Source organism: Rothia sp. 110740021-2 (genome assembly GCF_054263775.1).
The window spans coordinates 123,044-136,202 of record NZ_JBSZFE010000003.1; the positions used below are offsets into that span (position 1 = coordinate 123,044).

Annotated in this window: 10 protein-coding genes, 1 pseudogene and 2 riboswitches; of the genes and pseudogenes, 6 read left to right on the top strand and 5 right to left on the bottom strand. The window is 57.5% G+C overall.

Annotated elements, in window-relative coordinates:
- Window positions 1–278 precede the first annotated feature (278 nt).
- The 3 genes from ACUXHH_RS07735 to ACUXHH_RS07745 form a co-directional block, all read right to left on the bottom strand.
- A complete protein-coding gene (locus tag ACUXHH_RS07735; RefSeq protein ID WP_314078900.1) occupies window positions 279–1,121 on the bottom strand; it encodes an ABC transporter permease in 843 nt (280 codons plus the stop codon).
- Complete coding sequence (locus ACUXHH_RS07740; RefSeq protein ID WP_279741480.1) at window positions 1,121–2,185, bottom strand: aliphatic sulfonate ABC transporter substrate-binding protein; 1,065 nt, start codon at window positions 2,183–2,185, stop codon at window positions 1,121–1,123. Before ACUXHH_RS07740 ends, ACUXHH_RS07735 begins: the two co-directional genes overlap by 1 nt.
- A gap of 65 nt (window positions 2,186–2,250) precedes the next feature.
- Window positions 2,251–3,087, bottom strand: a complete 837-nt coding sequence (locus ACUXHH_RS07745) for an ABC transporter ATP-binding protein (RefSeq protein WP_279741479.1) — start codon at window positions 3,085–3,087, stop codon at window positions 2,251–2,253.
- A 4-nt stretch (window positions 3,088–3,091) separates the two neighbouring features.
- A riboswitch (SAM riboswitch) is annotated at window positions 3,092–3,187 on the bottom strand.
- Between the two features lie 175 nt (window positions 3,188–3,362).
- Window positions 3,363–3,471: riboswitch (SAM riboswitch) on the top strand.
- Window positions 3,472–3,584: 113 nt separating this feature from the next.
- On the opposite strand from ACUXHH_RS07745, the gene ACUXHH_RS07750 reads away from it, so the two are divergent.
- Both ACUXHH_RS07750 and ACUXHH_RS07755 read left to right on the top strand, forming a co-directional pair.
- Window positions 3,585–5,012 (top strand): LLM class flavin-dependent oxidoreductase, encoded by a 1,428-nt coding sequence (locus ACUXHH_RS07750; RefSeq protein WP_279741478.1) that lies wholly within the window; start codon window positions 3,585–3,587, stop codon window positions 5,010–5,012.
- A gap of 179 nt (window positions 5,013–5,191) precedes the next feature.
- Window positions 5,192–5,635, top strand: a complete 444-nt coding sequence (locus tag ACUXHH_RS07755) for a YchJ family protein (RefSeq protein ID WP_279791247.1) — start codon at window positions 5,192–5,194, stop codon at window positions 5,633–5,635.
- Window positions 5,636–5,865: 230 nt separating this feature from the next.
- On the opposite strand, the gene ACUXHH_RS07760 is transcribed toward ACUXHH_RS07755, so the two are convergent.
- Together ACUXHH_RS07760 and ACUXHH_RS07765 are read right to left on the bottom strand one after the other, a co-directional pair.
- The gene (locus ACUXHH_RS07760; protein WP_458391176.1) at window positions 5,866–7,314 is read right to left on the bottom strand and encodes an NCS2 family permease; all 1,449 of its coding nucleotides are present in this window, start codon (window positions 7,312–7,314) and stop codon (window positions 5,866–5,868) included.
- Between the two features lie 312 nt (window positions 7,315–7,626).
- Window positions 7,627–9,093 (bottom strand): NCS2 family permease, encoded by a 1,467-nt coding sequence (locus ACUXHH_RS07765; RefSeq protein WP_279741475.1) that lies wholly within the window; start codon window positions 9,091–9,093, stop codon window positions 7,627–7,629.
- Between the two features lie 468 nt (window positions 9,094–9,561).
- Between ACUXHH_RS07765 and ACUXHH_RS07770 the strand changes: the two are divergent.
- The 4 genes and pseudogenes from ACUXHH_RS07770 to ACUXHH_RS07785 form a co-directional block, all read left to right on the top strand.
- Window positions 9,562–9,765: pseudogene (locus tag ACUXHH_RS07770) on the top strand (lactococcin 972 family bacteriocin); the annotation flags it as partial.
- A gap of 107 nt (window positions 9,766–9,872) precedes the next feature.
- Window positions 9,873–11,825: a hypothetical protein gene (locus ACUXHH_RS07775; protein ID WP_458391177.1), complete on the top strand. Its 1,953-nt coding sequence runs from the start codon at window positions 9,873–9,875 to the stop codon at window positions 11,823–11,825.
- A 9-nt stretch (window positions 11,826–11,834) separates the two neighbouring features.
- Window positions 11,835–12,581 carry an ABC transporter ATP-binding protein gene (locus ACUXHH_RS07780; RefSeq protein WP_458391178.1) on the top strand — a complete coding sequence of 249 codons (747 nt, stop codon included), beginning with the start codon at window positions 11,835–11,837 and terminating at the stop codon, window positions 12,579–12,581.
- Complete coding sequence (locus ACUXHH_RS07785) at window positions 12,578–13,027, top strand: hypothetical protein (RefSeq protein WP_279754991.1); 450 nt, start codon at window positions 12,578–12,580, stop codon at window positions 13,025–13,027. Before ACUXHH_RS07780 ends, ACUXHH_RS07785 begins: the two co-directional genes overlap by 4 nt.
- Window positions 13,028–13,159 lie beyond the last annotated feature (132 nt).

Genomic DNA, 13,159 nt, shown 5'->3' on the forward strand with positions numbered 1-13,159 from the left:
GTAAAGCGCGCCCGAGGGGGCGGACGCAAAGGGGACCGTCATATTCGGTATGGTGAGCACCAGTTCGTAATATAACGACATATTTAAAGACCCCGCACCGCGCTCACTGCTGTGGGGCGCGGTGCGGGATTCATCATCATTCAGTAGACGACAGGTTTCCCCGCCGACTTCTTTCTCCGGCACGTAGCGATGATTAGCTCATCTTCGGGGGAGCAACCACGCAGCGGACATCTCTCCTAAAACTCAGAGCGTGCTGAGTATTGTGTCTAGCTGTGGTTCTAGTTGCTGGGGTACTTCGCCTTCACCCAGCGCTCGAATACGCCCACCAGCGCGTCGGTAATCTTACCGAGCACCGCCAGCGCCACAATAGCCAGCAGCAGGCGGTCGGTACGGCCATTATTCTGCGAGTCGGTCAGCAGATAACCCAGACCCATAGATGCACCCAGCAGCTCAGCGGCGACTAGGAACAGCCACGCCTGAGCTAGCGCCAGACGCAGACCCGAAACCACCGACGGCAGAACCGCGGGAAGCTGAACCGTGGTGAACAGGCGCAGACCCTTCAGTCCGAAGGCGCGTGCCGCCTCCACAAGCTTCGGGTCAACGTGCGCCAGGGCCGCAGAAACTGTGGTGTACACCGGGAAGAACGCACCAATAGCAACCAGGGTCACCTTGGAATTCTCGCCGATACCGATCCACAGCAGAAGCAATGGAACCCACGCCAGGGACGGCACGGCACGCAACGCACCGATAGTCGGCGCGGCAATCAGACGCACCGGCGCAGACAAGCCAATCAGCGCACCCAGCACCAGGCCAAGCACGGCACCAATACCGAAACCAATCAGTACACGCTGAGTAGAAATCGCCACGTGGCGACCCAACTCGCCGCGCTGCGCTAGCTCAATACCGGCGCTGACCACACGGTCGGGGGACGGCAATTGGACCTGGGTGAACACGCCGTTCGTGCTCAGGATGTACCAGAGGGCAATCAGTGCCAGGGGAAGAATCAGACCCAGGTACTGCTTACCGGCGAACGGGTTCGACGGTAGCTTCACGGATGAGACGCGCTTCTCGGCACGCTCAACGCGAGCGCTGGAGGCGGCGGTAATCGTTGCGGCGGTCATTACTTCTCAACCACCTTCGCGATCTTCTCGACGGCTGCGTTGTCAGCCTTCTTTGCGAACTGGTCGTCCACAATGCTGTTCAGCGCCTTGTCCACGTCGGATTGGGAAGGAACGTCGCCGGACTCGACCAAAATCGGGCCGACACCCTTCAGAACCTCAACCTGCTTAGCGCCCGGAACCGGGTCAATATCCAGGTGGGTACGCTCCATGACGACCTGGGCGGTCTCGTGCTTAATGCCGGACTCCTCCTCGACAATCTTCACTGCCTCTTCGGGGTTCTTCTTAGCCCAGGCGCGAGCGTACTCGTACACGTCCACGATAGTCTGTGCGGCGGTCGGGTTGGACTGAATGAACTTCTCGGCCGCGTTCAGGAAGCCGTAGGTGTTGAAGTTTAGGTTGCGGTAGAAGAGCACGTCGCCGCTTTCCACCTCGGCGGCAGCCATGATCGGGTCCAGGCCGCTCCACGCGTTGACCTGACCGTTATCCAGGGCGGTACGGCCGTCGGCGTGCTGCAGGTTCTGAATGGTCAAATCCGAAGCGGAAATACCCTCCTGCTTGAGCGCCTGCAGCAGTAGGAAGTACGGGTCGGTACCCTTGGTCACAGCAACGGTCTTACCCTTCAGATCCGCAACCTTGGTGATGCCCGAATCCTTGCGGGTTACCAGTGCCGACCACTCCGGCTGCGAGTAGAGGCTAATGACCTTAATGGGGGAGCCATTAGCGCGTGCCAGCAGCGCCGCCGAACCAGCGGTCGAGCCGACATCAATATTGCCGCTACGCAGAGCCTCATTCGCCTTGTTCGAACCAGCCGACTTGACCCACTCAACCTTCTTGCCCTCGGCAGCGAGGGCGGTCTCAAGCCAACCTTTCTTGCGGATAATCAGGGACAGCGGGTTGTAGGTGGCGTAGTCAATGGTCACGGTGTTCTGGCTGCCACCACCGGCAACACCGGAGGCGTTAGCGGAACCGGAACCTTCACCGGCGCAGGCGCTGAGCAGAGTAGCAAAAGCGGTGGCTGCGGCAAGGGACTTGAGGGCGGTACGGCGAGACGGGGAGTAAGTCATGATGAAATCTTTTCGCTTCTGAAGATGATGGTGTGATGTGCGGGAAATGTATTTCGTGGCGGCTTTTAGGCGTTATCTTCCACGCCGAGCTCAGCCAGCAGTTCGCTACGCAGTGCTGTGATCTCTGCATCGGCGCGGTCACGCGGGTGAGAGCGTTCAACGGTCACAATGCGCTGGATGGTGGCGGGTGCCTCCGGGGTGTCCTTACCGAGGATGATGACCCGGTCAGAGAGGTACAGCGCCTCTTCCACATCGTGGGTGACCAGCAGAATCGTGGTCGGGTCTTGACGGTGCACGTTCAACAGCAAATCCTGCATGTTGATGCGGGTTAGCGCGTCCAGAGCACCGAAGGGCTCGTCGAGCAGCAGCACGCCGGGGTTACGTGCGAGCGCTCGCGCCAGGGACACACGCTGAGCCATACCGCCTGAAATTTCCTTGGGACGGTGGGTCGCGTATTCGCCCAGGCCGACCAGGTCGAGCAGACATGCTACCGATGCTGTGCCTTCAGATTTTTTGGTGCCCTGCGGCAGTCCGAGCGCCACGTTGTCGGCTACGGTGCGCCAGGGGAGTAGGCGCGGTTCCTGAAAGCCGATAGCGACGCGGGGGTCGAGGCCGGTCACTGCCTTCTCGCCGATACGCACGGTACCTGCGGTGATGCGGTTCAGACCTGCTGCTGCACGCAAGAGGGTGGATTTGCCGCATCCGGAGGAGCCGATGACGGAGATAATCTCGCCGGGGGCTACCGTGAAGGAGACTCCGCGAAGAACTTCGTGGGTTCCGCCGGGCACGGGGAAAGATTGTCCGACGTTTTCAAAGCTCAGGGGGACGGCGGCGGTGGATACGGCGTGGTGGCCGGTGTTTTCACTGGTGGGTACGTCAAGTACTGCACTGTTGAGTGTCATGTCACTTCCATCGGTCCTGGCGTTAGCACCGGGGCGAAAAAATCTGTGCCGGTTGCTGCGACGTCGTGGAGCCAGGTCTCTCAGTCGCTCTGGATGGTTTGCTCCTCCAACCCTATGGGCTATGGCGTGCCTCAATCAATCCAGTGGGCGCGTATGAATTTCTATGACTGTATATTTCGCATTTGTCGCGAAATATTTCGGTTGCGCGTCACAAAAATATTTTTTCGTCACAAACGTGCTCTCCCTCCTGCGCGCCCCGTACACTCAAACCACGAGATTATGAGTCCCGGCGCTAAGCTCTGGCTAGCCGGGCGGCAACCCTCTCCCGTAGCGGGGTGCCCCAGATGATGATCTGGCCTCAACGAAAAGAGGCAAGTACGGCGCGAACGCGCCACCTGCACGAAGGCCACCACCGAACGCAGAAGGCATCAGGAGGCGGCGCGCGGGGTGCAGGGTACAAACCCGATCGTCCCCGATCATTCGCGAAAGGAAAATCGATGGCTGAGCAGAAGAAGCGCATCGTAGTTAACGCATTCGAGATGACCTGCATTGGTCACCAGAGCTTCGACCTCTGGCGTCACCCGCGCTCCCGCGCAACCGAGTACAACACCATCAAGTACTGGACTGACCTGGCTAAGACCCTTGAGCGCGGCCTGTTTGACGCCGTGTTCATCGCTGACGTTGTCGGCATCTACGACGTGTACAAGAACTCTGCCGCTCCCGCCATTGAGGGTGCCGCTCAGGTTCCCGTGAATGACCCCGCAACCCAGATTTCTGCAATGGCTGCAGTGACCGAGCACCTCGGCTTCGGCGTGACTGCTGCCGCTACTTTCGAGCAGCCCTACACCCTGGCTCGCCGCTACGCCTCCCTCGACCACCTCACTGAGGGTCGCGTCGGCTTCAACGTGGTGACTTCTTACCTGCCTTCGGCTGCTGAGAACCAGGGTCTGCCCACCCAGATCCCGCACGACGAGCGCTACGAAATTGCTGACGAGTTCCTGGACGTCTGCTACAAGCTGTGGGAAGGCTCCTGGGAAGACGGCGCAGTCGTCAAGGACCGCGAGCGCGGCATCTACGCTGACCCCTCCAAGGTCCACCCGATTGGCCACAAGGGCAAGTACTTCTCCGTGCCCGGCATCTCCCTGACCGAGCCGAGCCCGCAGCGCACCCCCGTGATCTTCCAGGCTGGCGCATCCAGCCGCGGCCAGAAGTTCTCCGGTAAGCACGCTGAGGCTGTGTTCATTAGCGCCCTGCGCCCGGACCTGACCCGCGTTGTGACCGACCGTATTCGTGCCGCTGCCGAGGAGCAGGGCCGTAGCCGCGACGACGTGAAGATCCTCGCAATGCTCTCGGTCATCGTGGATGAGACTGAAGAGAAGGCAAAGGCAAAGTACGAGGAGTACAAGAAGTACGTGAACCTCGAATCTGCACAGGCCATTATCGGCGGCTGGTCCGGTGTTGACCTGTCCCAGTTCGACGAGGACGAGATCCTGAACTACGTGCAGACCGAGTCGATTCAGTCCTTCCTGACCCCCTTCACCCTGCAGGCGAAGGATAAGAAGTGGACCCGTAAGGACATCGCTGAGCACACCACCATCGGTGGCATGGGCGAGGTCATTGTTGGTGACCCGGTTCAGGTTGCTGACGAGCTGGAGCGCTGGATCGACGAGGGCGGACTGGACGGCATCAACCTGGCATACCACGTCTCCCCGGGCTCCTTCGAGGACTTTATCGAGTACGTTGTTCCCGAGCTGCAGAAGCGCGGCCGCTACCGCACCGAGTACGAGGGCAACACCCTGCGTGAGAACATCTTCGGTAAGGGCCACACCAAGGTTGCTGACAGCCACCCGGCTGCTAAGTACCGCGGCGCATATGTGGGTAAGCCTTCGGCAGCTGACACCCCGGCTCGCGCAATCGCTGAATAAGCGTTGTCGCTGATGCGCACCGTGTAGGTTCGCTCAAACTTAACGATTGAAAACAAGAATGCCCGTTCTGCTGGGGATGTGTATCCCAGGCGGAGCGGGCGTTTCTTCGTGCTGTGCCGCCGCCGTTTTCTTGATACAGGGCACCTTCTTGACGCGGTGCTTTCTTTATACTGATTGGCATGATTGAACTGAACAAGGTTGAACTTAACCATGATGACCGCTGCCCCTGTTCGAGCGGCGAGGTGTACGGCGCCTGCTGCGGCAGGTTCCTGGGCGAGTTTGTCGCCTCCGGCACGTTGACTGCTCCCACGCCGGAGCAGCTGATGCGCTCGCGTTTTACCGCGTTTGCGACCGGGAATGCGGCGTATCTGCTAGCGAGCTGGCATCCGAGTACTCGCCCGGCCACCTTGGAGTTGGAGGATGATATCCGCTGGTATCGCCTGGATATTCTGGGTGCTTCGGGTGGCCCGTTTGATGCATCAGGTACGGTGGAGTTCGTTGCGTATTACCGTTCGGGGCCGGGCACACCTGCGGAGGAGCGGGTGAAGGGCAGCATGCATGAGCTGTCGCGTTTTGAGAAGGTGGGCGGCGCCTGGTTCTATGTGGATGGTGACGTCCGCTAGGTCTCGTAGCTTTCCCTGCCTCTAGTACGTGTAGAAGGCGGGCGTAGAAGAAATGGCAGAATCATACCGAAAACGGAATGATTCTGCCATGATTTTCTCGCGCCCAGGAGCGATAAGGAACATGCAAGAGTGAACCAGATACGCCAAAGGCAGGCCCTTCGGCAGCCTGAAAACTTACATTCTCAGCCGCCTCAGGAACCTGCCCTCAGCAAATATGTAGACTGTCGGACTTAGCTAGTCCAGCCGTTAATGATGCCCATACCGAAGTAAATCACGAACACCGCGGAGACCAGGTACATCAGCCAGTGCACATCCTTGCCGCGGCCCTGCACCAGACGAATGAAGGTGTACGCCACGAAGCCGGCACCAATACCGTTCGCAATCGAGTACGACAGCGGCATGAAAATAATGGTCAAGAACGCCGGAATACCCAGACCCCAGTCGGTCCAGTCAATGTTCACGGCCTGGCGGATCATCAGGAAGCCGACCACGACCAGCGCTGGAGCAACGGCCTCGAAGGGGACGATGGTGACCAGCGGCGAGATAAAAATCGCCAGTAGGAACAGCACACCGGTCACAATATTCGCAAAACCGGTGCGTGCACCCGCACCAATACCGGTAGCGGACTCTACGAAAATCTGGTTCGCTGAACCGGATGCGCCACCACCAACAACGGAGCCGAAAGCGTCCACAAGCAGGACCTTGTCGATGTCCTCAACCTTGCCGTCCTTCATGGTGCCAGCCTCGGCGGCAAGACCGACCGAAACGCCCATCGCGTCGAAGAACACCGACAGCAGAATGGTGAACACCAGCAGGGAAGCAGCCAGCGGGCCAATATGGGTGAACGCACCGAACAGGTCAGCGGAACCGATGAGGGAGAAGTCCGGCGTGGTGAACTTCAGATCCTCCAGGGAAGGCACGTTTAGGGACCAGCCGGTTGCCGCCTTCGTCACGGAACCGGAGGGCACGACCTTCTCCAGGGTGATGGAGAGGGCGGTGGAGGCGAGCACGCCCCACAGGATTGCACCCTTCACGTTGCGGATAAACAGGGCGATGGTGAGGAACAGGCCGAAGAGGAAGACGAGGGTGGGCCAGCCGAGCAGGTGACCGCCCGCGCCGAGGGTCACCGGAACGGTGGAGCCTGCAGCGTCGGGCATGCGGCGGATAATGCCGGAGTCGACCAGGCCGATAAAGGAAATGAAGAAGCCGATACCGACCACAATCGCGGTCTTGAGTGACTCGGGGACCGCCTCAAACACCGCGGTACGGAAGCCGGTGAGCACCAGAACGGTCATGATTAGACCGGCAAGAACGACCAGGCCCATGATGTCTGCCCAGGTCAGGTTCGGGGTGGTGGCAATGGTGGAGGCGAGCAGCGCGTTCACGCCCAGGCCAGCCGCCATCGCGAAGGGCTGCTTGGCGATAACACCCATGAGAATGGTCATCACACCGGCAACCAGTGCGGTCACAGCTGCGACGGGTGCGATACCGAGGATGCGTTCGGATGCGTCAGCGCCGGTACCGATGATGAGGGGGTTCAGCACCACGATGTAGCTCATGGCGAAGAATGCGGCGAGGCCACCGCGGAATTCTGCGGCGATGGAGGAGCCGCGTTCAGAAATCTTGAAGTAGCGGTCGAGTGCGCTGGTGGGCGCTGCCGTCTTCTGAGGTTCAGACATATAAGGATCCGTTGATGTTGTTCGGTGTGTACTGTTGCGCCGCCAGTTTCGCGGGTAAAGCTCACGGGTAAATCCTGGGGTTGGGCGCCTACAATGGTTCAACCATTGTAGGCGCCGCCTCCTAGCTTGTGCCGTTGAAACGCGTTGTGTGCGGCAGCTCAGTCGGTGATGTGGTGTTTCCCCGCTCCTGTAGTTAGGTCGGCAGCGGGGGAAGAATAGCGCAGGGCGGGGTATCGGCACCTCAAAGGTGCTGATACCCCGCCCCGATGGTGCCTGCGCCTCCATGCGTGGAGAGTAAGGCACCCGATGTATTTAGTGCATCCAGCCGGTAATCAGGCCGTTAGCGAAGAAGATGAGGAACACTGCAGAAACCACGTACATGAGCCAGTGCACGTCCTTGCCGCGACCCTGCACCAGGCGGATGAAGACGTAGGAGATGAATCCTGCGCCGATACCGTCCGCGATGGAGTAGGAGAGGGGCATGAAGATGATGGTCATGAATGCGGGGATACCCAGCCCCCAGTCGTTCCAGTCAATGTTCACTGCCTGGCGGATCATCAGGAAGCCAACGAACACCATTGCGGGTGCAACCGCCTCGAAGGGGACGATGGTGACCAGCGGGGACAGGAAGATTGCGACGAGGAAGAGTGCGCCGGTGACGACGTTTGCGAAGCCGGTGCGTGCGCCCGCGCCGATACCGGTTGCAGATTCCACGAAAATCTGGCTGGAGGAGGAGGAAGTGCCACCGCCGACTACGGAGCCGAGGGCGTCCACGAGCAGGACTTTGTCAACGTTCTCAATCTGGCCATCCTTGATGGTGCCTGCTTCGGTTGCCAGACCGACGGAGGTGCCCATTGCATCGAAGAATGCGGAGATGAGGATGGTGAAAATCAGCAGAACTGCAGCCATGCCGCCGAGGGTGCCGAAGGCGCCAAACAGGTCAGCGGAGCCGAACAGGGAGAAGTCGGGCAGCTTGCTGGTGTTGGAGTCCCAGACGGGGACGTTCAGGGACCAGCCGGTGGGGGACTGAAGCGAGCTGCCGGAGGGCACGACCTTCTCCAGGATGATGGAGAGGGCGGTGGAGGCGAGCACGCCGTAGAGGATTGCACCCTTCACGTTGCGGATGAACAGCGCAATGGTGAGGAACAGGCCGAAGAGGAAGACGAGGGTGGGCCAACCGAGCAGGTGGCCGCTTACGCCGAAGGAGACGGGCACGGTGGTGCCGGCTGCGTCGGGCATGCGGCGGATGATACCTGCGTTGACGAGGCCGATGAAGGCAATGAAGAAGCCGATACCAACGACGATTGCGACCTTGAGCGATTCGGGGACCGCGTTGAACACTGCGGTGCGGAAGCCGGTCAGCACGAGGATGGTCATCAGCACACCAGCCCATACGACCAGGCCCATGATTGCGGGCCAGGTCAGGTTCGGGGTGGAGGCGATGGTGGTTGCCAGCAGCGCGTTCACGCCGAGACCTGCCGCCATGGCGAAGGGCTGCTTGGCGATGACGCCCATGAGGATGGTCATGACGCCTGCGACCAGTGCGGTCATTGCTGCGACCTGCGGTACGCCGAGGGCGTTGCCGGATGCGTCCTTACCCAGGCCGATGATGAGGGGGTTCAGCACGACAATGTAGCTCATCGCGAAGAAGGTGGCGAGGCCGCCTCGGAATTCCGCTGCGATGGTGGAGCCACGTTCGCTGATTTTGAAGTAACGGTCCAGTGCGCCCTTGGCATCTGCCTTGGGGTTCTGGGGAGCCGCGGTGTTCTCAGAGGACATTCGTGAAAATCCGTAGATACTCTCGTAGGGGCGGGGTTCGGGGTTCCGATCCCGCATAAAAAAGTGCCACTTCCCGGTGTGTTGGGGAGGTGACACTGTTGTTACCGGAATATTCTACGGTTAAAGTTTCTCTAAGCGTTAATCCAGGAAATTCCCAGCTTTCGTTCAGGAAGCCTGATAAGGCAGGTAAAAATTCTAAAATCCGCTGACTAGTAAAAAAATATATGTTTTAAATCTAAATATTCTGAAAAACTATATTATTTTCTTCACTATAGTGCTAATATCGTTACCACACACAGGGTGGAAGAGCAAAATATATCTCCTGCAAAGGGGAAAGTTCTACCGAAAGGTAAGACTATGAAAGTCATGAAATCACTCGCTGTGCTCGCCATGTCGGGAGCACTTGCAACTGGTGTCAGGACAGCAGCCCTGGCCGGTACTTAGAAGCCGCATGAGGGTGGCGATTGGAATTATGGGGTTGAATGGGGCGGTAACCGCGCCTTCTCTGATTATCACCATAATGATCGTTGTCATGGTTCTACTGTTTCTACTGCGTTCGGGACTGTCCGTTCCGTAGATACTCGTGCTGGCGAAACTGCTCGGGCATCGAAATGGGTCTGGGGAAACTTGTTCTGGCACTACCACCCTTCCTATTACTACCGTGTCTGCTAAACCTGTAGATATTTGAACGGATACGTGGGCGGGCGCTGTGAAAGCGTCCGCCCACTGTACAAAATTACGTCAGTTACCGGAGTTCAACGATGAAAAATGCTCTGAGAGTGTGCGCAGTACTGTGCACGGTTCTGACCTTTCTGCTGGGTAGCGCCCTCATCTCCGTCCTGGAGACGCAGACTCCTCTGGGTACCAATACGCAAGCACAGCTTTCTCTTCGTGCTTCGCAACAGTCTAAGTCTGAGCTGATTCAGAACTTTGACGCTCTGGTGGACCGTTACGCTGCCGATGGTGCCCAGCTACTCAAGGTGGTCGCCGACCCCGAAGATTTCTGGCACGGAAAATCCATCTACGTATTTGGGGCGAATTCACTGAGCTCTGACGGTGAAACTATCGATTGGTTTGACCCGGATAAGCACGGAAAGAAGTATCCGGCACGAGCACTGGGGGATTCCTCACTTGACGGCCAATACGCTCTGGCGGGTAGTCAAGAATTTGTGCGAGCTTTTGAAAACCTTGCCCGTGAACAAGGTATGGATGTTAAAGTTACCTCCGTTAACCCGATGCGTGTTGTGTACGGGGCAGTTACTTCTTCGGGCTCTCTGATGAGCCTTATTTGCCTGGCTGTGCTCTTCTGTACCGCAATCATGGGGTGGCTGTCGGTCCGTTCGCGAACTCAGAATATTCTGCTTCTGAACGGATACTCCCCGCGGCGCCTGCAGCTAAGGGATGCGCAAGACCTCCTGCTCCTGTCGCTACCTCCTGCAGCGGTAACAGCATTGTGTATGGGATGTGTAGAGGGGTTCGTGTATGGCGTGGCGCATCTTCCTCAACTGCTGGGGGTTACAGCGCTGATTTTTGCCGTGTTTACCGTCTTCATGTTGGTTGCTCTGCTACTTATCAACCTCATGACTTGGCCGAGCATTAATGCTGTGGGACGTAGGGAGCCGGCGTATCGACGTTTTACAGTTCCGAGTGCAATCGCTAAGTATGCCGTGGTGGTTTTAGTGGCATGCACTATTCCGGGTCTGGTCTCAAGCGCCCAAATGAGTTTGGGTAGGAGCGACGCGGCGGTTGGCTGGTCTCTCCTGTCTGACCAGTACACCTTACGAGTGAACGTGCCCGAAGCGACGATACGCGATGAACAGGCGCTCGCCTCCTACGACCAGGCCACAGTGCGTGCTTTAGGTTCTCTTGAATCACGGAACGGTGTTCTTCTGTCCTATGCGTTGGAAAACGTTAAGGGTTTGGAAGGCAGTGGATACGACGGCGCTCTTATGGTGAACCGCGCGTATGTGGACCTTCTGCAGCAACGTCTTGGCTCGTCGTTCAAGAACGTTGAGGATAGCAATTTCCCTGGATCTCAGTCTTTGCGTGCAGAGTATTCTTTCCACCAGAAAGACCGGGAGGATCGCGGATTTACTCTGCTCACTGTGGAGGATAAAACCAACTCGTCGGGGGTAAAGGTGCCTGCTTTGAGCTCTCAGGATTCACGGCTTCTGAACTATAAAAAGCCTGTTCTTGTGGTAACCGAATCGGCGACGCAGAATCTACAACCTTCCTTTATTTCTGCGGCCTTGACTACCGGTAATATCATGGTCTCTCAGCCTGCGTCTGTACGGGCTGCCTACAACGCTGAGGAAATTGGGCAGACCCTACTTTCTGTGGACCGCGCGGGAGAGGAACACCTTTACATCGCGCAGCTGGAACGTAACCGGTATGCTGCGCATCTTGTGGGCCTAGCAATTCTCTGTGCGGCGCTCATTATCGGAACAGCAATTAATACGTACATTACTCTTGCGGCTCGTGCTCGTAATGATTTTGTTTTACGTACTGCTGGTCTGCCTCTCAGAACAATTTTTAGTGGGTACCTTCTGAAGGAAGCCTGCATTGTGGGCCTTTGCTCTGCTGTGGCGTTGGTACTTCTTCTGGTGCAGGGAGCAGAGTACGCCTTTTCAGCGTTGGCGGCGCCGCTGTTGTACGGCACTATTCTGGCGTTGGTGCTGAGACTGAGTTTTAACCGTATCTTCACCGCGACGGTTCACCGTCGTCACGTATAGGAGTGAACGATGACAAAGACTGTTTATCCTTCTAACAATGCGGAACATCCTGAGGTAACTATCGCCTCCCGCAATATTGTGGTGTATGCGCAGGGGCAGCCCATTCTCCAGAGTCCCCACTTTGAGACATATGCGGGGGAAGTAACCGGAATCGTGGGTCCGAGCGGATGCGGTAAGACGACGCTTTTGAATGTTCTGGGTCTGCTGATGCCACCTCACGAGGGCGAGGTGGTTATCGGGGGCCGCCATATGGAACGTGCTCGTGAGAAGGAGCGTCTTGCATTCTGGGCTGATGAAGCTTCCTTCGTATTTCAGGATTACGGAATTATTGAGGAATGGAGCGTTATCGAGAATATTCTGCTTGACCGTAAGACCTTTGGCCGTGCTCGTATTACGGATGAGAGCCGCGAGCTTCTGAGCGTCATTGGTCTTGAAGAGAAGGAGCGTACTTCGGCTGCCCTGCTGAGTGGTGGTGAGAAGCAGAGAGTGGGCATTGCTCGGGCAATCCATAAGGGTGTGCGCTACATTTTTGCGGATGAGCCGACGGCAAGTCTCGATGATGAGAACCGGGCATTGGTTGTTGAGCTTTTGAGCTCTGCTGCTCGGCGTGGAGCCACAGTTATCGTGGCGACTCATGACGCGGATATGATGGCCGCCTGCGATAGGCTATGCCGTCTTGAAACCCCTACCAGAATTCCCGATTCGGGATTGGCGGATGTAAACGTAAATTCTCATCGGAAGGAGAATGAATCATGACGACAAGGAGCCCTCTAGCTCGTGATGAGTATGATCGTGTGCCAGAAAATTCAGGAGGCGATACTCCTCGAAAAAATGGATTGCGGCATCTGCCGCGAAAAGTGGTGGGCGCTCTAGTATCTTGCGTGGTGTTTGTTGGTGCTCTTCTGGGTCTGTACTGGGGCGGAGCTTTTGAACCATGGCTGAATGAGTATTCGACCACTACACCAGCTTGCGCAACAGCTTCTTCACCGGAGGATGTGCAGCAAGCTCTTGCGCGGACTGAAGAGCTTAATGCTATTCGTTCGACTGCGAAGAATGTTGAATTCTCCCAGACGCTTCTGTGCGATGGGCAGAAGGCTGTTTTGACGATTACGTACACTGACCGGTCGGATTTTAAGCGTTTGAATGATGCGGTGACTTCGGCACATTTGGGTGCTGCTGCTGAGATTAAGCTCAAGAGATAGGTGCGTAAAGAACGGTTGTTTATCGCCCCTGCGCGAACAGCGATGACATATTAGGTTAGCGGACCCTAAGTTCCTGCTATATTCAAGGTGACACAATGCGTCGCCGGATGCAGGGTTCCGTGTGGTGAGCCT

Coding starts and splice junctions, on each gene's coding strand:
- ACUXHH_RS07735 (WP_314078900.1), bottom strand. CDS start 1,121: ATGACCGCCGCAACGATTACCGCCGCCTCCAGCGCTCGCGTTGAGCGT.
- ACUXHH_RS07740 (WP_279741480.1), bottom strand. CDS start 2,185: ATGACTTACTCCCCGTCTCGCCGTACCGCCCTCAAGTCCCTTGCCGCA.
- ACUXHH_RS07745 (WP_279741479.1), bottom strand. CDS start 3,087: ATGACACTCAACAGTGCAGTACTTGACGTACCCACCAGTGAAAACACC.
- ACUXHH_RS07750 (WP_279741478.1), top strand. CDS start 3,585: ATGGCTGAGCAGAAGAAGCGCATCGTAGTTAACGCATTCGAGATGACC.
- ACUXHH_RS07755 (WP_279791247.1), top strand. CDS start 5,192: ATGATTGAACTGAACAAGGTTGAACTTAACCATGATGACCGCTGCCCC.
- ACUXHH_RS07760 (WP_458391176.1), bottom strand. CDS start 7,314: ATGTCTGAACCTCAGAAGACGGCAGCGCCCACCAGCGCACTCGACCGC.
- ACUXHH_RS07765 (WP_279741475.1), bottom strand. CDS start 9,093: ATGTCCTCTGAGAACACCGCGGCTCCCCAGAACCCCAAGGCAGATGCC.
- ACUXHH_RS07780 (WP_458391178.1), top strand. CDS start 11,835: ATGACAAAGACTGTTTATCCTTCTAACAATGCGGAACATCCTGAGGTA.
- ACUXHH_RS07785 (WP_279754991.1), top strand. CDS start 12,578: ATGACGACAAGGAGCCCTCTAGCTCGTGATGAGTATGATCGTGTGCCA.